Annotated in this window: 20 protein-coding genes; 12 read left to right on the forward strand and 8 right to left on the reverse strand. The window is 41.7% G+C overall.

From position 1 onward, the window contains the following. The first annotated feature begins 7 nt into the window (after nt 1-7). Genes FTU12_RS10425 through FTU12_RS10440 form a run of 4 tightly spaced genes read left to right on the forward strand, consistent with a single transcriptional unit; the run spans nt 8 to nt 5,872 of the window. The gene (locus FTU12_RS10425) at nt 8-2,023 is read left to right on the forward strand and encodes a M3 family metallopeptidase (protein WP_078190068.1); all 2,016 of its coding nucleotides are present in this window, start codon (nt 8-10) and stop codon (nt 2,021-2,023) included. A 10-nt stretch (nt 2,024-2,033) separates the two neighbouring features. Beyond that, nucleotides 2,034-2,972 (forward strand): ABC transporter permease, encoded by a 939-nt coding sequence (locus FTU12_RS10430; RefSeq protein ID WP_078190067.1) that lies wholly within the window; start codon nt 2,034-2,036, stop codon nt 2,970-2,972. Between the two features lie 7 nt (nt 2,973-2,979). Beyond that, nucleotides 2,980-4,119, forward strand: a complete 1,140-nt coding sequence (locus FTU12_RS10435) for an ABC transporter permease (RefSeq protein ID WP_078190066.1) — start codon at nt 2,980-2,982, stop codon at nt 4,117-4,119. Nucleotides 4,120-4,132: 13 nt separating this feature from the next. Then, a complete protein-coding gene (locus FTU12_RS10440; protein WP_180114319.1) occupies nt 4,133-5,872 on the forward strand; it encodes an ABC transporter ATP-binding protein in 1,740 nt (579 codons plus the stop codon). 50 nt (nt 5,873-5,922) lie between these two features. Here FTU12_RS10440 and rluB read toward each other — a convergent pair whose 3' ends face one another. Genes rluB through FTU12_RS10455 form a run of 3 tightly spaced genes read right to left on the reverse strand, consistent with a single transcriptional unit; the run spans nt 5,923 to nt 8,470 of the window. Beyond that, a complete protein-coding gene (rluB, locus tag FTU12_RS10445; RefSeq protein ID WP_180114320.1) occupies nt 5,923-7,041 on the reverse strand; it encodes a 23S rRNA pseudouridine(2605) synthase RluB in 1,119 nt (372 codons plus the stop codon). Between the two features lie 41 nt (nt 7,042-7,082). Further along, nucleotides 7,083-7,679 (reverse strand): SMC-Scp complex subunit ScpB, encoded by a 597-nt coding sequence (gene scpB / locus FTU12_RS10450; protein ID WP_168379583.1) that lies wholly within the window; start codon nt 7,677-7,679, stop codon nt 7,083-7,085. After that, entirely contained in the window at nt 7,676-8,470 is a 795-nt protein-coding gene (locus tag FTU12_RS10455; protein WP_180114321.1) for a ScpA family protein, read from the reverse strand. Before FTU12_RS10455 ends, scpB begins: the two co-directional genes overlap by 4 nt. A 339-nt stretch (nt 8,471-8,809) precedes the next feature. Between FTU12_RS10455 and FTU12_RS10460 the strand changes: the two genes are divergently transcribed. Beyond that, nucleotides 8,810-9,529 carry a GNAT family N-acetyltransferase gene (locus FTU12_RS10460; RefSeq protein WP_180026726.1) on the forward strand — a complete coding sequence of 240 codons (720 nt, stop codon included), beginning with the start codon at nt 8,810-8,812 and terminating at the stop codon, nt 9,527-9,529. A 35-nt stretch (nt 9,530-9,564) separates the two neighbouring features. Here the strand turns inward: FTU12_RS10460 and FTU12_RS10465 are convergent, their stop codons facing one another. From FTU12_RS10465 to FTU12_RS10475, 3 genes are all read right to left on the reverse strand, one after another. Then, nucleotides 9,565-9,870: a hypothetical protein gene (locus FTU12_RS10465; protein ID WP_180114322.1), complete on the reverse strand. Its 306-nt coding sequence runs from the start codon at nt 9,868-9,870 to the stop codon at nt 9,565-9,567. Between the two features lie 103 nt (nt 9,871-9,973). After that, complete coding sequence (locus FTU12_RS10470; protein WP_078190059.1) at nt 9,974-10,591, reverse strand: L-threonylcarbamoyladenylate synthase; 618 nt, start codon at nt 10,589-10,591, stop codon at nt 9,974-9,976. Between the two features lie 89 nt (nt 10,592-10,680). Then, nucleotides 10,681-11,343, reverse strand: a complete 663-nt coding sequence (locus tag FTU12_RS10475; RefSeq protein ID WP_180114323.1) for an elongation factor P hydroxylase — start codon at nt 11,341-11,343, stop codon at nt 10,681-10,683. Between the two features lie 97 nt (nt 11,344-11,440). Here FTU12_RS10475 and FTU12_RS10480 point away from each other — a divergent pair, with 97 nt between their 5' ends. The 7 genes from FTU12_RS10480 (at nt 11,441) to FTU12_RS10510 (ending at nt 16,532) form a co-directional block, all read left to right on the forward strand. After that, nucleotides 11,441-11,998, forward strand: coding sequence for a DUF177 domain-containing protein (locus FTU12_RS10480; RefSeq protein WP_078190057.1), 558 nt, complete (start codon nt 11,441-11,443; stop codon nt 11,996-11,998). 77 nt (nt 11,999-12,075) lie between these two features. Beyond that, nucleotides 12,076-12,258 carry a 50S ribosomal protein L32 gene (gene rpmF, locus FTU12_RS10485; RefSeq protein WP_004279227.1) on the forward strand — a complete coding sequence of 61 codons (183 nt, stop codon included), beginning with the start codon at nt 12,076-12,078 and terminating at the stop codon, nt 12,256-12,258. A gap of 204 nt (nt 12,259-12,462) precedes the next feature. Further along, a complete protein-coding gene (gene fabD, locus FTU12_RS10490; protein ID WP_168379587.1) occupies nt 12,463-13,443 on the forward strand; it encodes an ACP S-malonyltransferase in 981 nt (326 codons plus the stop codon). Continuing rightward, nucleotides 13,440-14,174, forward strand: coding sequence for a 3-oxoacyl-ACP reductase FabG (fabG, locus tag FTU12_RS10495; protein ID WP_180008197.1), 735 nt, complete (start codon nt 13,440-13,442; stop codon nt 14,172-14,174). Before fabD ends, fabG begins: the two co-directional genes overlap by 4 nt. A gap of 85 nt (nt 14,175-14,259) precedes the next feature. Beyond that, nucleotides 14,260-14,496 (forward strand): acyl carrier protein, encoded by a 237-nt coding sequence (acpP, locus tag FTU12_RS10500; RefSeq protein ID WP_078190054.1) that lies wholly within the window; start codon nt 14,260-14,262, stop codon nt 14,494-14,496. Between the two features lie 191 nt (nt 14,497-14,687). After that, nucleotides 14,688-15,161, forward strand: a complete 474-nt coding sequence (gene lysM / locus FTU12_RS10505) for a peptidoglycan-binding protein LysM (RefSeq protein ID WP_180008199.1) — start codon at nt 14,688-14,690, stop codon at nt 15,159-15,161. A gap of 108 nt (nt 15,162-15,269) precedes the next feature. Beyond that, nucleotides 15,270-16,532, forward strand: a complete 1,263-nt coding sequence (locus FTU12_RS10510) for a hypothetical protein (protein WP_180114324.1) — start codon at nt 15,270-15,272, stop codon at nt 16,530-16,532. Nucleotides 16,533-16,601: 69 nt separating this feature from the next. Here FTU12_RS10510 and hemJ read toward each other — a convergent pair whose 3' ends face one another. Continuing rightward, the gene (gene hemJ / locus FTU12_RS10515; RefSeq protein ID WP_078190051.1) at nt 16,602-17,054 is read right to left on the reverse strand and encodes a protoporphyrinogen oxidase HemJ; all 453 of its coding nucleotides are present in this window, start codon (nt 17,052-17,054) and stop codon (nt 16,602-16,604) included. A gap of 68 nt (nt 17,055-17,122) precedes the next feature. Continuing rightward, nucleotides 17,123-18,352, reverse strand: coding sequence for a beta-ketoacyl synthase N-terminal-like domain-containing protein (locus FTU12_RS10520; RefSeq protein WP_180105703.1), 1,230 nt, complete (start codon nt 18,350-18,352; stop codon nt 17,123-17,125). Between the last annotated feature and the right edge of the window lie 253 nt (nt 18,353-18,605).

The raw sequence follows: 18,605 nt of genomic DNA on the forward strand, positions 1-18,605 counted from the left end.
AGAAATTATGAAAAATAAAGCTTTGAAACTCACCACCCTCAGTATGTTGATGATCGGCGCTAGCCAATTCGTTCAAGCCGAAGATTCAATACGGAGTACTTTGCCAAAGTTCCAAGCCAAAGAAATACCTGCGCTGTGTGATGCCAAAATTCAGCAAGTGAAAACAGATTTAGCGGCATTTGAGCAAAAAAAGATAAAAAATAATGCAAAAGCAGCACCTGTTTTGGCGGAGTGGGATCAAATTTTTGCCAAATTTGAAGATTTTTATGGACCAATCGGACTATATAGTAACGTCGATCCTGATGAGGCTTTACGTAAGGCTGCGGAAGATTGTGAAATTAAAATTATGGAGTTTCAAACTTCGGTTTATCAAAATCCAAAACTTTACGAGCAAATTAAAAAACTCAAAACCAATGACGAAATTGATAAAAAAATGCGTCAAGACATCTTGGATGGTTTTGAAAATACAGGGGTACAATTTACACCTGAAAAACGTGCTCGTTTGAAAGCTATCTTTGATGAATTAGCAAAAATTGAACAAGAATATGCTCGTAATGTACGAGATAATAAAGAAAAACTGGAGTTTACACCGGCGGAGTTGAAAGGCTTGCCAGACAGCTATATTTCGGGCTTAAAGAAAAATGAAAAGGGCAATTATTTGCTCGGTTTTGAATACCCAGAATACCGTCCATTTATGGAACTAGCAGAAAGCGATGATGCGCGTAAGCGTTACCAAACTGCATTCACGCGTCGTGGTACTGAGAAAAACTTAGTATTGTTAAAGCAAGCAATGGATTTACGTTATGAAATTGCGCAGCTCTTTGGCAAAAAAAGCTATGCCGAATGGGTGTTGCAACACCGTATGGCAAAAGACCCTGAAACAGTAAATAAGTTCTTAGCCGATGTTCATCAAACGGTGGCACCTTTAGAGAAAAAAGAAGTTGAGACTTTACGTGAGTTCAAAGCGAAAAGCCTGAAAATTCCACTCGAAAAAGCTGAAATCAATCGCTGGAGTGAGAGTTATTGGAGTGAAAAACTTCGCAAAGAAAAGTATCAAATCGATCAAGAAAAATTGCGTGACTATTTCCCAACCCAAGCATCTCAAGAATGGATTTTTGCCATTTCATCTGACCTTTATGGCATTGAATTTAAGCCTGCGAAAGTTGATGTTTGGCAGTCAGAAGTTGAATATTATGATGTAAAAGATAAAAAGACCGGTGAGCTGCTTGGTGGTTTATATATCGATAAATACCCACGTGAAGGGAAGTATGGGCATGCGGCTGTTTGGGGTGTAAAAGGTGGTAGTACCTTGACTAAGCGTAAACCTATTTCTGCTTTGGTGACCAACTTTAACCGTAAAGGTTTAAATAGTGATGAACTTGAAACCTTTGTTCATGAGTTTGGTCATGCTTTACACGGTATTTTGTCGAATACACGCTATGCATCCCAATCGGGGACTTCTGTAGAGCGCGACTTTGTAGAAGCACCTTCACAAATGTATGAAGAATGGGCGCGTCGTAAAGAAACTTTATCTACACTCGCAAATTACTGTAATCCAGCGTGTCCACCTGTAGATGATGCACTGATTAATAAATTAAAAGCAGTTCATAGCTATGGACGTGGTTTGCATTATGCACGTCAAGCCTTGTATGCAAAATATGATATGGCACTTCACTCATCAGATGCTTTGAGTGTTAAACCTCTAGATGTCTGGAAGAAAATGGAAGGCGAGACAGCTTTAGGCTATGTCCCAAGCACTGAATTCCCAGGACAATTCAACCATATCATGGGCGGTTACCAAGTCGGCTATTATGGCTATATGTGGTCTGAAGTGATGGCACTCGATATGTTGTCTGCTTTCGGAGATAACCTAAATAACCCTGAAGTGGGACAACGCTACCGTAAAACGATCTTGTCGCAAGGTGGTCAATATGAAGCAGAGAAACTGGTGCATGATTTCTTAGGTCGTAAACCTGATAACAAAGCTTTCTTTGATGAAATTACTGGACAACGAGTGAAGTAAGGACAACTTTATGCTGGCATATATCATACGGCGTATATGGCAGATGATCCCAACGATGTTGGGGGTTGTTCTGCTCATATTCTTCTTATTTAACTGGGTAGGTGGGGACCCTGCTTATATTTTAGCAGGCAAAATGTCGAACCCAGAGCAAATTGAAAACATCCGTCAACAGTTGGGGGTTGATCAACCCTACTATGTCCAATTGTGGATTTTCATTAAGCAGATTTTAACTTTTGATTATGGAATGAGTTGGAGTACAGGTGAGTCGGTGTCAGATATTATTTTGACCCGTCTAGGACCGTCACTGACGATTTTAATTCCTTTAACCATTTTGCAAACGATCATTTCAATTGGTTTGGCACTTGCTGTGGCTTCAGTTCGTGGCACATTAACTGATCGTATGATTATGATGCTTTGTACGATTGGTATGTCGATCAGTATTTTGGTTTACATTATTGTTTTCCAATACGTTTTTGCATATCAGTTGAGTTGGTTTCCGGTTCAAGGCTGGAGTGATCACTTTAGCGAAAACTTATTTAAATACGGTTTACTGCCTATCTTAATTATGTTGGTGGTGAGTATTGCGCCAACTTTGCGCTTATACCGCAGTTTTGTATTGGATGAAGTCAATCAAGACTATGTTCGAACTGCGCGCGCAAAAGGTGTGGGTGAAAGCCGTATTTTAGGTGTACATGTACTGCGTAACGCCTCAATTCCAATTATTACCGATGTCATGTCGAGTCTACCGGCACTGCTGATAGGCGCTTTCCTAATTGAACGATTCTTTGGTATTCCGGGTATTGGTCGTGAAGTCATTATTGCTGTTGAACGCAGTGACTTCCCTGTCATTAAGGCGATTACGGTCTACGTTGCAGCGGCTACAATGATTTTTAACTTAATCGCGGATTTGATTTATAAACTTGTCGATCCTCGCGTTCAGTTGAAGTAGGTGGCCTATGCTAGGAATATTCAATAAGACCAAAGCAACGGCATCAACACCTGCATCGACTGGCTTGTGGAAGTTGGCGATGCGACGCCTAAAAGCCGATAAATTAGCGATGGTGTCGTTGTTCGTTGTACTGTGTTATTTCGTGGTGTTGCTATTGTCGATGACAGGCGTGGTTGCATCCAATTGGAATAAAGAAGTGGCTGTGAGTTATGCACCTCCAAGTTTTATTGGGGCGGAACTCAATGAAACAGCCAAAACCAAAGCATCAGCAGAAGATATGGCATTGCCTGAAAATCCTGTTGATCCTTTAAAGGATGTAATTGCTGAACTGAATGCAGAGATTGCGACTGAGCAAGGTGGTGCCAATGCAATTGACTACTATGGCGTTGTCGATCCACTAGCAGAAGATATGAAGGCGATTGATCAGCAATTGGGTGGTCATTTGTTAGATCAACAAAGTGAGCTAAAACAAACTTTACCATTTGGTGCGGATAAATGGGGGCAGGATGTCCTGCAAAAAACCATTAAGGGTGCTGAAACATCTATTATTGTTGGCGTGGTAGCTGCATTACTTGCTGTCGTGATTGGGACAATTTTAGGGGCAATTTCTGGCTACTTCGGTGGTTGGGTCGATGATATTTTAAACTGGTTCTATAACATTTTTACCTCGATTCCGTATTTGCTCTTGGTTCTTGCGATTGCTGCTGTACTACAACAAAAGGGGATCTTATCGATTGTCCTCATTCTAGGACTTACTGGGTGGACGGGGGTGTATCGTCTGATTCGCGCAGAGTATATGAAACATACTTCGCGTGAATATGTACTCGCTGCCAAAGCGATAGGGGTGAGTCATTTCCGACGCATCTTTGTGCATATCTTTCCGAACGTCAGTCATATTGCATTGGTGCAAATCTCGATTTTAGTGGTGGCCTTTATTAAGTCAGAAGTGATTTTGAGCTTCTTGGGATTTGGTGTTCCTGTTGGGGTTGTGTCATGGGGAAGTATGCTTAATGAAGCACAAAGTGAATTGATTTTAGGTAAATGGTGGCAACTTATCGCAGCATCTGTAGCGATGGCGGTTTTGGTTACGGCATTTTCAATGTTTACTGATGCACTGCGTGATGCATTAGATCCAAAATTGAAATAAGGAGGAGTAAAGGATGACGGAACAAAATCAAACTGTTAAACCAACGCTCCTCAGTGTTCAAAACCTGAAAGTGAGCTTTAAAGCCGAAGATAAAAGCTATATCGAAACGGTCAAAGGAATATCTTTTGACATTCCTGCCAATACAACTGTGGCGCTTGTGGGAGAATCTGGCAGTGGCAAGTCGGTGACCTCGTTGGCAACTATGGGGCTGTTGCCACGTGATCAAAGCCGTATAGATGCAAGCAGTAAAATTATTTTTGAAGGGCAGGATTTACTGAGTCTGTCTCCAAGAGAAATGCGTAATATCTGTGGTAAAGATATTGCAATGATTTTTCAGGAACCGATGTCGTCACTCAATCCTGTCTTTACGGTGGGTGATCAAATTGCAGAAGTATTACGACTTCATCTAGGTATGGGGCGTAAGCAGGCAAGAGCACGGACTTTGGAATTATTGAAGGAAGTAGGTATTCCTTCTCCTGAAACGAAAATTGATGCCTATCCTAGCCAAATGTCAGGTGGTCAACAACAGCGGGTCATGATTGCAATGGCAATTGCATGTGAGCCGAAGTTATTGATTGCAGATGAGCCAACCACAGCACTTGATGTGACGATTCAAAAGCAAATTTTAGATTTACTTGAAGCCTTGCAAAAGAAACGTGAGATGTCGATGCTGTTCATTACGCATGATTTAGCATTGGTAAGCGAAATTGCCGATCAGGTGATTGTCATGCGTCATGGAGAAATCCGTGAACAAGGCTTGGTCAATGAAGTGCTGGATCATCCTAAAGATATCTACACTCGAGCTTTGCTCAAGTGCCGTCCGCAGATGTCAGAACGTCCTTATAAATTACCGATGATCAGTGATTTTATGCGTCAAAATGGTGATGAGCTGATTGAGGATGTGCATTTATCAGAAGAAACCCGTAGACAACGAACGCGTGGTCTCACAGGTAATGAACAGATTATCTTAGATGTCAAAGACCTGAAAAAATCGTTTTATAGCCGCAAGGGTTTATTTGGTAAGGATGAATATCAGGCGGTCAAAGGTGTCTCGTTTCAACTGGCGAAAGGTAAAACGCTCGGGTTGGTTGGAGAATCTGGCTCAGGTAAAACCACAATCGGCCTTTTACTGATGCGTCTACAGGAAGCGACAGGTGGTCAGGCGCTGTTTGAAGGTCATGATATTTTGGCGATGAGCGAAAAAGAATTTACCCAATATCAGCGCAAAATACAGATCATTTTCCAAAACCCATATGCTTCGCTTAATCCACGTTTTACGGTGGGTCAAATTCTGATGGAGCCGATGCAAGTGCATCAGATTGGGAAGGATGATGCAGAACGAGAGCAAATGGCGTTTGATTTACTAGAGCGAGTCAGTTTGCCTGCCCAAGCATTTTATCGCTATCCACATGAGTTTTCTGGTGGTCAGCGTCAACGTATTGCCATTGCACGATGCTTGACCTTAAAGCCAGAAATATTAATCTGTGATGAGTCTGTCTCTGCGCTAGATGTTTCGGTTCAAGCCCAAGTTCTTAATTTATTGCAAGATTTACAAGATGAATTTGGTTTGAGCTATATCTTTATTTCACATGATTTATCTGTGGTGAAATATATTTCTGACCAAATCATGGTGATGAACCATGGTGATATCGTTGAAATTGCAAACTCGGATGAGTTGTATCAATCACCTCAGCATGAATATACCAAGCGTTTGCTGAATGCGATTCCACAAACCACTGAACAATTTGTTTAGTGTTGGTATAAAAAACCGCTCAAATGAGCGGTTTTTTTATACTTAAGAAATTAAAATTTCTTAAAGCCTTTGTTGTTTCCGCTAAATGCGCGACTTGGCACAGAGTCATTACGACGCTCACGATTGCCAAAATTGTCGTTACGACGTTCACGGTTACCGAAGTTTTCACTGTTGCGATCATTACGGTTATTGTTGAAACCGTCGTTGCGACGCTCTGAACGGTTAAATCCATTGCCTTGGAAACCACCTTCAGTACGACCAGTACGACGTTCGCCACGGTTATCTTGATAACCATTGCTTTGTTGTGGCTGGTTTTCGTCACTGTCACGACGTTGTTGGCGTAAGTAACCACCACGACGTGCAGCCATTGGTTTGTCTTGCATACGTTCAGTACGACGTTTCGCCATACCAAACAGGCCAGTACCTTGACGTGGTTTAAGCTCAACAGACTTGGTCAAGTTGTCGATATCTTGTTTATCTAGCTCGATCCAGCGACCAGTACGCAGTTCGCGTGGCAGAATTACTGAACCATAACGTGTACGTAAAAGACGGCTCACTTTTAAGCCTTGAGATTCGAAAATACGACGAACTTCGCGGTTACGACCTTCTTTTACGACCACTTGATACCAACGGTTAATACCGTCACCACCAATTTCAGAGAATGACTCAAATTTTGCTGGACCATCATCTAAAACAACGCCTTGTAACATGTTGTTTTTTAATTGAGGAGTGACTTCACCCATGACACGAACGGCATATTCACGTTCGATTTCGCTAGAAGGGTGCATTAAACGGTTCGCCAGTTCACCGTCATTCGTGAACAGCAATAGACCTGTAGAGTTAATATCTAGACGACCCACCATCACCCAACGATCACCTGTAATTTGAGGTAATTGTTCAAATACCGTTGGACGGTTTTCAGGGTCATTTCGTGAACAAATTTCGCCTTCGGGTTTATAGTAAATCAACACACGGCGACGAATTTCGTCTTCAATTTGGAACTGAACTTTACGACCATCGATGCGAAGCTCATCACCCGGTTCAATACGTTCACCCACTTGGGCAATTTGCCCATTTACGCTTACACGACCAGCGGCAATGACTTCTTCCATATAACGGCGAGAACCCAAACCAACGCGTGCGAGCACCTTTTGCAATTTTTCACTCATGACAGCATAACCTTAGAAATTATCATCAACAGTTCACCTATTTATGACTTCGGTGCATTCGCATCGAGGGCCATAAAAGCTTCCTTGGCATCCTGCAGGGGAGGCAATTGGCCCAAAGAGGTTAGACCAAAAGCATTTAAAAATTGAGGCGTTGTAACTAACAACGCGGGTCGTCCTGGGAGTTCACGAAAACCAGATTCTTTAATCCAGTTCCAGTCAAATAACGTACGTAAAATTTGACTATTGTTGGTCACCCCACGGATTTGCTCAATATCTGCGCGGGTTACCGGTTGATGGTAAGCAATGACAGAAAGAGTTTCGAGCAAGGATGGCGATAAACGAGTTGGTCGTTCAGGCCAGGTCTGTGCAATAATATTACGATATTTTGCACGTACTTGAAAACGGAAACCTTGAGCGGTTTCAACAAGTTCAATTGATCTGCCGTGTTGCAGCATTGAAAGCTGCTGCAAATATTGGCGTAATTCGGTTTTACTGAAACGGTCTTGGAAAGCCTCTTTTAAACGGGCAATACTCACTGCCGCTTCACTGGCAAAAATAATGGCTTCAAGCTGCATCAAAATTTCATGCAGATTATCTTCTGAAGTCACCGCAGTCATTTGTTTAAGTTCAGTGTTCATGCACGTGCTCCCTGAATTGCAAGCGGTGCTTCTACACCTGATGCGACAATTTGGACTTTTTGTTGGCGTGTCAGTTCCAACACGGCCATAAATGTCACGACAACACCCATGCGGCCTTGGCTTGGTTTGAGTAAGTCCGCAAAGTCTAATACTTCACCTGACTCAAGCTTAGTTTCAATATAAGCAATACGTTCTTCGAGTAAGACAGGCTCTTGCAAAATTTGGTGGGTAACTGGTTCTGGTCGATTAAAAACACAGAGTATGGCATCACGAAGTAATTGAATGTCATAGCCATCATTGGTTTCGACAATCGTTCCTAAACTGACATTGGTATCGAAAGTATCTCGATCCAACACCGACATTTGACCTAATCTTTCCGTAGCTTGTTTGATGCGCAAATAGGTTTCTAAACGGTCAATCAATTCTTGTTTAGGATCTTGTTCATGTGCCGCGGTCGATTTAGGTTTTGGCAATAATAGACGCGATTTTAAATCGGCCAATAGGGCTGCCATCACCATATAGTCTGCGGTTAATTCAATATCTAGCGATTTCATTGCATCCATATAGGACAAATATTGGGATGCAATTGGAGCAATATCGACTTGTAATAAGTCGAAGCCATTTTTTTGAATCAGGTAAATCAGAAAGTCGAGTGGTCCTTCGAAATGCTCTAATAGAATTTCAAATGCAGCGGGTGGAATGTACAAATCTTCTGGAATAGCTTCTTGCCACTCATCCAAAACGCGAATGTGTGGAGCATCTTCCATAGAATTATGGACAGTTTGGTTCATTGCAATTATAGGCCACGCGAATTTTCAAAGGCATGCAGACAGCTTTCGCTTCGATCTCACATCGAAAGTAAAAGCACAAAAGTTATAAGGAATAGTGTAATGGAAAAATGCGTTTAAAGAAATTACTGAACGGTTGAATTGGGTAAAAAACTTAAAATTTATAGGGAATAGGCTTTATTTATACACATGTAAAATTTTAAAGCTGTGATATCGATCACATCTTGTGTTAATTATAAAAAATACACTCGTCAATCCGTGAACTCATTTAAGCTGTGATGTCTGGATGATGGGCATCCTTCATGAAATGATTTGAATGAATTGACTAAAAGAATATTAGCTATGCCACAACAATATAATCAATGGGGTCAGTCTGTAGGGATGACGTTGACGCAGTTTGAACCTTGCCAGTTCAGATGTAAAACCGAAGTGGGGCAATCTGTTCGGCTTATTCCGATGCTACCCGATCAGCTTGATGATAGTCTTTTACAGCGGCTATGGCAGACAGTACAACAAGAACCTGATGAACGCTGTTGGACGTATTTGCCTTATTCTCAAATTCAAAGCATGCAGCAATTGCGTGATTATTTTCAGCAATCCTTTCATTTTACCGGTTCGATGCATTATGTCATTGAGGTCGGTGATGCCATTGTAGGGTGGATTGGATTGCTCAATGTACGCCCAGCACATGCTGTCATCGAAATTGGCAATGTCTTTTTTTCAAGTTTAATGAAGCGATCAACCGCCGCAACAGAAACCATTTATCTATTGTTAAAAGCATGCTTTTCAGCGGGATATAGACGGGTGGAGTGGAAGTGTGATGACTTGAACACGCCTTCGAAAAACGCTGCTTTGCGTTTTGGCTTTCAATTTGAAGGGTTGTTTCGTCAACATGTGATTGTGAAAGGTCGTAACCGTGATACCGCTTGGTTTGCGATGTTAGATCAGGATTGGCCAATGTTGTCTCAAGCTTATGCAGCTTGGCTCGATACAAATAATTTTGATGAGCTGGGACAACAAAAAATTCACTTAAAAGAATTTATGCAGCTTTATTGCGCTTGAGCAAAAACCACTATTCAAGGCTTTGAGCCTGTTAGTCATATCTTTTGTTCAAGTGCAAATTCTATGATGAGTTGGCACTGCGCTTGCGAGCAGAGGTTTTGATTAGCTCTACGTTTAAACAGTGATTTGACCGTTGATGCATGCAGAAAATAACGAAAAACCTGCGGCTGTGTTGTCGCTATTGGTGAAATTAAATTTTCATCTTTTGCCCTCAGTTGAGCCGTGGATTCTAAAGTCCACGGCTCAGTGGCATATATAGCAAAATGATTGAGACTGCTTTGCTCGGAGACACTGAGGTCTGTCGCATTTTGGAGCTTGAGTAAAATCTGAAATAAAGTCATCAGGTCGATTCCTTTATCGAAAGGTAATTTAACCGCGCTTTGAGCAGATGACCTTTACATGCTGTGCCTCTGATCGGTAACAGCATGTATTTAACAGTACATGCTATTCAAAGGCACTGACATCACCGACACCACGGCGAATCACTTCAGGGTATTCACCTGCAAGGTTTACAACGCTAGTGGTATTTAAAGTACCTAAACCGCCATCAATTAATACATCTATTCGTTTGCCGATTTGCAGTTCAATTTCATAAGGATCATCAATCGGTTCTTTTTGACCCGGTAAAATTAAGGTCGATGTTAATAAAGGCTCACCGAGTTCTTTGAGTAATAATTGGCAAATCGGGTTGCTTGGAATGCGTAGTCCAATGGTTTTCTTTTTAGGATGCATTAAACGGCGAGGAACTTCACTGGTCGCAGGCAAAATAAAGGTGGTGACTGCAGGGGTGTTATTTTTCAATAAACGATACATGGCATTGTCGACTTTGGCATACGTGGCAATGTCAGATAAATCTGCACAAATAATCGCATATTGATGTTTAGCATCGAGCTGACGAATTTGGGCAATGCGTTCCATGGCATTTTTGTTCCCAATCTGGCAACCGATGGCATAGGCGGCATCTGTAGGATAAACCACCACATCGCCGGCACGAATCCGTTCAACGGCTTGCGTAATTAAACGGGGCTGAGGATTTTCCGGATGTATTCTTAAATGCAACATGTCGTTTTCCTCTTATTATTAAAAGCTCTAGACATTATGTCGCGGTCTATTTGCTTTGTGCAATGTGAAATGCAGTCAAATTGTATAATTTAATCAAGCATTTCACGTTGAAATTCATTCGCCTGTAACATTTTGCCAGCACGTGTACAGTGACAAATGCATTGGATAAAGCGCCAAGCATCGCGTGGAAGTTTGGCATCGCCCTTAAAATAAGCCTGTAATTGTGCGTAGACATTATCTTTAAAGCTACTGCCATCTCCTCCTTCACCAGTGAGGTTATCAAGTGAGACACGAAACTTGCGCCCAAAGGCTTTTGCAAATAACCATTCGATCGCTTGCGGCTTAATTTCTACCTGTTCAAAGAGGGCTTGTTGCTCTTTACTACGACCATCAGGTGCATACCAATAGCCTAAATCGGGAAGTAAACGACGTTGATCACCAGCAATAGTCCAATGACTAATTTCATGCAAGGCGCTATTGAAATAACCATGGGCAAATTGAATACGGGCAGGGCCGTTTAAATCGGCAGGAAAGTACTCGGGCTCAAAGTCACCTTTTACTAAGCTCACATTCAGGTGGGAAAACCAATGATTAAAGTGTAAGATGAGCCAATCGACGTGTTCTGTTTCTGTGGAAAGTTTCTCCCAAGCCGAGAGTTGCACTTGGTCGGCTGAAATGTCAGAATCAAGCGTTGAAATTGTGCTCATAAGTGATGAAACATTCACTTCTGTTTGCGGCTGCAACAGATGCATAACTTAAGTTACCCAAATGGTCTGTCTAAATAAGTACAAAATTGTATCTTAATCTTTGACAGAGTACTGATGAATTTGTAGAATTGCCGCCTTAATTATGTCAGCAAATACCTTTCCGGCACAGATTGAGCCGTTTAAATGGGCTGAACAGGGCTTTAAATGGTCAGGAACACTGCCATTATCTCGCTTTGTTCGTATTGCTCGTGAAGCTGTTGGATCAATTGATGATCAATTGATTAACATAGACTGTAAGCTATCAATGGATGCTTATCATCGCATTGTATGGCTAGATGGTCATGTTGAAACAAATGTTCCAATGGAATGCCAGCGTTGTCTGGATACTGTTGAGATTCCACTTGTTTTAAGTTTTCATCTAGCTCTTGTAGATGACGAGTCACTGATAGAGCGCTTGGATGAGGATGCTGATTTCATCGTTTTAGGTGAAAGTGAAGCAACAACCAAAGGTTCATATGATGCACCTGCGACTGCTGATTTACTCTCACTGATAGAGGATGAATTGTTATTGTTGATGCCTTTGTCACCTAAGCACGACGCTTGTGAACATAAGCATCAACCTGCCGCTGAAGAGCTTGTTGAAGAAAAACGGGATAACCCGTTTGATGTTTTGGCAGGTTTGAAGGGTAAACTTAACTAATTTTTGTGTTATACTCTTGAGTATAAGACAATCGAATTTGTTCTGATCCATTTTTTCGATCTTTGTAAGGAGCCATCATGGCCGTTCAGCAAAACCGTAAAAGTCGCTCTCGCCGTGACATGCGCCGTTCACATGACGCTTTAACCGAGAATGCATTAACTGTAGACCAAGCTACTGGCGAGACTCACCGTCGTCACCACGTATCTAAAGATGGTATCTACCGTGGTCGTCAATTATTCGCTAAAGCATCTGCTGAATAATTGGTGATGTATTAAGCGTCAAGCTTAGTAGAAAAAATGGGAGCGTTAAGCTCCCTTTTTTTGTACCGATTTTTTGTTGCATTTGGCAATTACCAAGACAAAAATTAAGTGTTAAATTTCCGTCCTGAAACAAGCTTACATGGGATTGTGTTGAATAAGTGTCCAAATAGCATAAATTCACCAGTCTTAATAAAGGATTTTTTTATGTCTGCTAAACAACTCGAGCAAGCAGCTCAAGCTACTAAAACTGCATTCGTGTTCCCGGGTCAAGGGTCACAGAAAGTCGGCATGCTCGCTGAACTTGCAGAACAGTTTAGTAGTGTGCAAGCAACATTTGCAGAAGCATCAGAAGCAGTTGGTTTTGATCTTTGGCAAATTGCTCAAAGTGGTGAAGGGTTAAACCAAACAGAATTTACTCAACCTGTGCTACTGACTGCCAGTATTGCTTTATGGCGTGTGTGGTTAGAGTTAGGTGGTGTTGCACCGAAATACCTTGCGGGTCACTCTTTAGGTGAATACAGCGCCTTGGTTGCTGCGGGAGCGATGAGCCTAGGTGATGCCGTTAAACTGGTGAACCTACGTGGTCAGTTAATGCAAAGTGCTGTACCTGAAGGTCAAGGTGCAATGGCGGCAATTTTGGGTCTAGATGATGCTAAAGTCATTGAACTTTGTGCTCAAGCAGAAGGCCCAGGTTCAGTAGATGCTGCAAACTACAATGCACAAGGTCAAGTTGTCATTGCGGGCGATAAAGCCATGGTTGAAGCGGTTATGGCTGCTGCTAAAGAAAATGGCGGTAAGGCAATCGCACTTCCGGTTTCTGTGCCATCGCATTGTGCATTGATGAAACCTGCTGCTGAACAGTTTGCGACAGCATTGGAACAAACTGCCATTGAGCTGCCTACTATACCTGTAATACAAAATGTAGGCGCTGAAATCGCGACTGATGTAGCGCAATTACGTCAGGCGTTAACTGCACAGTTATACCAATCTGTACAGTGGACAAAGACCATGCAGTATTTGCAAGACCAAGGTATTCAGTACATTGCTGAATGTGGTCCGGGTAATGTCCTTGCGAATCTCGCAAAACGTTTGCCAAATATTGAAAAAGCATTCCCACTCGACACGAAAGGTCGTATGGAAGATGCACTGAATGCCATTTTAGTGGCAGAAGGGAAAATTGCATGACACAAGAACGCAAAGTTGCTTTAGTAACAGGTGCGAGCCGAGGGATTGGAGCAGCAATTGCTCAGCAATTGATTCAAGACGGTTATTTTGTTGTAGGTACTGCAACTTCAGAAGCGGGTGCAGAAAAATTATCTGCAGCTTTTGCTGAAAATGGTGCGGGTAGAGTTTTAGATGTACGTGATGCAACTGCAATTGATGCATTGGTATCAGACATTGAGCAAAACTTTGGTTCTGTATTGGTTTTAGTGAACAATGCGGGTATTACCAAAGATAATTTGTTACTTCGTATGTCAGAAGATGATTGGGATGACATTCTCAACATTCATTTGAAAGCCGTTTATCGACTTTCTAAACGTGTTTTAAAGGGCATGACCAAAGCACGTTTTGGCCGAATTATTAATATTAGTTCTGTGGTTGCACATTTTGCTAACCCAGGACAAGCAAACTATTCTGCTGCAAAAGCAGGGATTGAGGCCTTTGGTCGCAGCCTTGCAAAAGAGATGGGAAGCCGCCAAATCACTGTAAATGCAGTGGCTCCGGGCTTTATTGCAACAGAAATGACAGAACAGTTAAGCGAAGAAATTCGTAAAAAGATGAGTGATCAAGTGGCTTTAAACCGTTTAGGTGAGCCGCAAGATATCGCAAATGCCGTAAGTTTTCTTGCTTCTGAAAAGGCAAGTTACATTACCGGAACTGTATTACATGTAAATGGTGGTTTATACATGAGCTAAGCGCTCAAGTATAAACTTTCAAAACGATTTAGATTCAATTAAACTAACGGCATTAAAAACGCCACAAGCAATGAGGAGAATTCCTGTGAGCGATATCGAACAACGCGTAAAACAAGCAGTAGCTGAACAACTTGGTCTTAAAGCAGACGAGATCAAAAACGAAGCTTCTTTCATGGATGACTTAGGTGCAGATTCTCTAGACCTAGTTGAATTAGTTATGTCTTTCGAAAACGATTTCGACATCACTATTCCTGATGAAGATTCAAACGAAATCACTACTGTACAATCTGCAATTGACTATGTTTCTAAGAAACTAGGTTAATTTTAGATTTCAGCGATGCTGATTTAAAAAGCCACCATTCGGTGGCTTTTTTTATGCTGAATATTTTGTTTTTACATTAGCTTACGTTTCTGTCACCAACAACAACTCAAAAGCGGTTATTTTTTAGCTATAAAAATAGAGTTTGAACAATAGTTAAATTATTTAAAACAGTAAAAACAACGGAGAAAAACATGGGTCTTTTTGATTTTGTAAAAGGAATTGGTAAAAAAAATACAGCGCCTGCAGAACCTCAGGCAGCGCCAGCAACACCTTCTGAACCATCTGCACAAGAAATTGCCAATAAGTTATTGGGTCATATCAAAGCACTGGGCTTACCTGTAACTGGCTTGTCTGTGAGTTATAACGGGACTTCAGATCTAGCAACAGTGAAAGGTCAGGTGCAAAGCCAAGCAGATCGTGAAAAGATTATCTTGGCGGTAGGGAATATTGATCATGTGGCGCAAGTGGATGATCAGTTGACTGTAGCAACGCCAGAACCAGAAAGTAAATTTTATACAGTTAAATCAGGCGATAATCTTTCTAAGATTTCTAAAGAATTTTATGGTGATGCAAATCAATACAATAAAATTTTTGAAGCAAACCGTCCTTTGCTAAAAAATGCCGATGACATTTTCCCAGGTCAGGTGCTTCGTATTCCTGCATAAATATTTGTGTTTAAAGTAAAAAAAGCCATCTTGTGATGGCTTTTTTTTGTATGCGTGAATGGTGAAGTTGAATATAATGCGGCTGAAATAATTCAAAATAAGAAATCAATGAAACAAAAAATCATCTTTATTTTCTTGCTGTTGCTTGCAGTTGTTGTGTGTTTTTGTCTTTGGCTGCGGTGGGATGAGCGTATTGATCCTCGGGTGCTCAAGTGGCAGCAGTCTGAAATTTCTTATCATTCAAATTACACACAAGAGCCGTATTTTAACTTGCTTGGGCTGAATGCCGCAGATCGGTTTTCGGCATTGAATGTTGGGCGCTATCGTTATCATCAAGATTGGGCATTTAGTTTGTTGGGGCAAGAGCATCAGAATGTATTGGGCCAGCCATTGAATGCGAAGCTAACACGTGAAAAGTGGTCAGAAGAACAGACGAATTTAGTTGCGGAGTTTCAGCAATTGCTGGTCGATGATCCTAAGGCAGCTAGCGCATTTGTTGTTGAGCATCATCAGGTGCTCGGTGCGCTGATACAGCAAGAAAAGGTGCCGTTGCAGCGCTTTAACACATGGTTGCAGCATGCAGACCAATACCGCAGTTTAAGTATGCCGAGCAATTCCGCATATCCAGACTTTAAGTATTTAAATCAGTTGGCGATCCTTTATCAGATCAATATTGCGTTAAATAAAGAGGATAAGCTGGATGCATATATGGCTGAATATCACAGATTGCAGCAGATACTTGAGCGCCCGATCTCATTGGTTGAAAGGATGCTGATTCAAAGCTGGCTGGCACGTTATGTTCGAATTATACGTAATGAGCAATTAAAGACTGGACAAGTTGTTTATTTAGAGCCTTTAAGTGCCAGTCAGTTAAGTTTGCGCTCAGCAGCGCAATTGGAAGCCTATGGCGTATATGCGGTGTTGAAGCAGGTGCAGCAATTATCGGACTGGAATACCTCGTTGATGTATTGGTTGTATTTGCCAAATCAAACTGTAAATCAATTGTTTAAGCAATATGAAGAGGCGGCACAGCTATCTGAGCTTTCTTATGATTCGTTTAGGATGCAGGCTGGTCAAAAACAGGGACAGTATTCATCTTGGCATATCAAAAACTATTTGGGCAATACTTTGTCCAATATAGAGGGGGTGCCTTGGGAGCGCTATGTGCTTGCAGGGCACATTTTGAATGATCGAATTATGATTTTTAATTTGTTGAATCAGGGTGCGACTGATTTAACGCAGTTGAATCAAAATAGCCACGGCCGACGTTTCTTTAAGAAGGAGGGTATGCTGTGTGCTGAGGTGCCGTATCCGCGTGAGCAATTTAGAGCACACAATTGGAATATTTTAGATAGCTGTGTGCAGTTGTAGTTTTTGTATATAAACATTTTGGTATAGAAATAAAAAAGCCCCAATGAGTAGGGGCTTTTTTACAGTCGTTTAGAAGCTTGGCTTCACGACCACTAAAATGATCACTGCAAATAAAATCAAAGTTGGCATTTCATTAAAATAACGCCAGAACTTATGCGATTTATAATGTGCATTTTCGATAAGCTTTTTACGGTAATAACCACATACAAAATGATAAATCACCAATAGTCCAACTAATCCAACTTTTAGGTAGAACCAAAGCGCTTCATGGTAGTGTCGAGTTGCATCACCCCAATCGACGAGGAAGTGCGCCGTGATCAGTGTAGCAATCATTGCGGGCCACATAATGCCGCGATATAGCTTGCGTTCCATGATTTGAAAGCGCTGATGACTCGTAGCATCATCACTCATGGCATGGTAGACATAAAGGCGAGGGAGATAAAATAGCGCTGCGAACCAGCAAACAACTGCGATGATATGTAATGCTTTGACCCAGAGGAAAGCATCTGATGGAGCATCCATATATTGACCCTTAAAAGGGCGGTGGGTGTGTGCTTTGGCACCGAAGCGCCAAAGCAGCAAACTTTATATTAAGCTTCCCATTTTTTGAAAACGAGGCAAGCGTTTACACCGCCAAAACCAAAACTGTTACTCATCACAGTATTCAATTTTGCATCACGTTTTTCAAGTACGATATCAAAAGGTTTTGCACCTTCATCAAGTTCAGTCACGTTGATGTTTGGTGCAATAAAGTCATTTTGCATCATCAAAATAGAGTAAATCGCTTCTTGTACACCTGCAGCACCGAGGCTGTGACCTGTCATTGATTTAGTCGAGCTGAGCGGAGGAACTTGTCCTTCGCCGAAAGCACGTTCCATCGCTTTAAGTTCAGTAACATCACCAGCCGGAGTAGATGTACCGTGTGTATTTACATAGTCAATTTTGTCTACGCCGTGTTGTTTTGCTTCTTCAAGCGCCATCAGGACACAACGAGTCGCACCTTCACCTGATGGTGCAACCATGTCTGCGCCATCTGAATTTGCTGCATAGCCGACAACTTCAGCCAAAATGTTTGCGCCACGTGCTTGAGCATGTTCAAGAGATTCTAGTACAACGAAGCCACCACCACCTGCGATCACGAAACCGTCACGGTCAGCAGAGTAAGGGCGTGAAGCAGTCGCTGGTGTGTCATTATATTTTGAACAAAGTGCGCCCATTGCATCAAATAAAAGACTTTGTGACCAATGGTCTTCTTCACCACCACCGGCAAGCATTAAGTCTTGTTTGCCCAATTGAATCAGGTTGTATGCATAACCAATGGCATCTGCAGATGTTGCACATGCGCTAGTAATCGTGTGTGCAATACCTTGCATTTTAAATGCAACACCCACGTTTGCGGTAATGGTGTTGGTCATGTTACGTGGTACAAAGAATGGACCAACTTTACGTGCACCTTTAGTGTCTAGAAGTTCTTTCATTTCAACAACAGATGCAGTTGAACCACCACCTGAACCACCAGCAATACCGTAACGTGGATTACCACCAATTTGTTCTGCTGTTAAGCCTGCATTTTCTACTGCAGCCAAAGCTGAGTTGTATGCATACATTGCGCATACGCCCATAAAGCGTTTTAAGCGGCGGTCAATACCGTCAAAGTTTTGTTCTGCAGCCGCACTGACATGACTTTTGAAATTAAGTTCAGCATAACTTGGGTTGAAACGTGTTCCAGAAATCCCGTTTTGCAAAGAATGAGTGACATCTTCTAATGTATTACCAATGCATGAGTTGATGCCCATACCAGTGATTACAACACGTTTCATCTACAGATCCTTTATAGGTAGTGTGTGAGCAAGCTATTGAAAGTATACGAAGGAAACTTTCTAAATAGACGAACTCATATAATTTGATTGGAATAATGATAGCAGAAAGCTTTTTGAATTCTTATGGCAAATCCTATGCCTATTTTTGACTGAGCTAATTTGCAACGATGCAGCAAAAAACTTAACTTAAAGATACATATTCAAGTTGTGATAAAGTTTGACTACACCTAGTATTTATCAAGAATTTCAAGAA

It is taken from the genome of Acinetobacter sp. YH12063 (assembly GCF_013419715.1).
GTDB lineage: Bacteria > Pseudomonadota > Gammaproteobacteria > Pseudomonadales > Moraxellaceae > Acinetobacter > Acinetobacter amyesii.

Coding starts and splice junctions, on each gene's coding strand:
- FTU12_RS10425 (WP_078190068.1), top strand. CDS start 8: ATGAAAAATAAAGCTTTGAAACTCACCACCCTCAGTATGTTGATGATC.
- FTU12_RS10430 (WP_078190067.1), top strand. CDS start 2,034: ATGCTGGCATATATCATACGGCGTATATGGCAGATGATCCCAACGATG.
- FTU12_RS10435 (WP_078190066.1), top strand. CDS start 2,980: ATGCTAGGAATATTCAATAAGACCAAAGCAACGGCATCAACACCTGCA.
- FTU12_RS10440 (WP_180114319.1), top strand. CDS start 4,133: ATGACGGAACAAAATCAAACTGTTAAACCAACGCTCCTCAGTGTTCAA.
- rluB (WP_180114320.1), bottom strand. CDS start 7,041: ATGAGTGAAAAATTGCAAAAGGTGCTCGCACGCGTTGGTTTGGGTTCT.
- scpB (WP_168379583.1), bottom strand. CDS start 7,679: ATGAACACTGAACTTAAACAAATGACTGCGGTGACTTCAGAAGATAAT.
- FTU12_RS10455 (WP_180114321.1), bottom strand. CDS start 8,470: ATGAACCAAACTGTCCATAATTCTATGGAAGATGCTCCACACATTCGC.
- FTU12_RS10460 (WP_180026726.1), top strand. CDS start 8,810: ATGCCACAACAATATAATCAATGGGGTCAGTCTGTAGGGATGACGTTG.
- FTU12_RS10465 (WP_180114322.1), bottom strand. CDS start 9,870: ATGACTTTATTTCAGATTTTACTCAAGCTCCAAAATGCGACAGACCTC.
- FTU12_RS10470 (WP_078190059.1), bottom strand. CDS start 10,591: ATGTTGCATTTAAGAATACATCCGGAAAATCCTCAGCCCCGTTTAATT.
- FTU12_RS10475 (WP_180114323.1), bottom strand. CDS start 11,343: ATGCATCTGTTGCAGCCGCAAACAGAAGTGAATGTTTCATCACTTATG.
- FTU12_RS10480 (WP_078190057.1), top strand. CDS start 11,441: ATGTCAGCAAATACCTTTCCGGCACAGATTGAGCCGTTTAAATGGGCT.
- rpmF (WP_004279227.1), top strand. CDS start 12,076: ATGGCCGTTCAGCAAAACCGTAAAAGTCGCTCTCGCCGTGACATGCGC.
- fabD (WP_168379587.1), top strand. CDS start 12,463: ATGTCTGCTAAACAACTCGAGCAAGCAGCTCAAGCTACTAAAACTGCA.
- fabG (WP_180008197.1), top strand. CDS start 13,440: ATGACACAAGAACGCAAAGTTGCTTTAGTAACAGGTGCGAGCCGAGGG.
- lysM (WP_180008199.1), top strand. CDS start 14,688: ATGGGTCTTTTTGATTTTGTAAAAGGAATTGGTAAAAAAAATACAGCG.
- FTU12_RS10510 (WP_180114324.1), top strand. CDS start 15,270: ATGAAACAAAAAATCATCTTTATTTTCTTGCTGTTGCTTGCAGTTGTT.
- hemJ (WP_078190051.1), bottom strand. CDS start 17,054: ATGGATGCTCCATCAGATGCTTTCCTCTGGGTCAAAGCATTACATATC.
- FTU12_RS10520 (WP_180105703.1), bottom strand. CDS start 18,352: ATGAAACGTGTTGTAATCACTGGTATGGGCATCAACTCATGCATTGGT.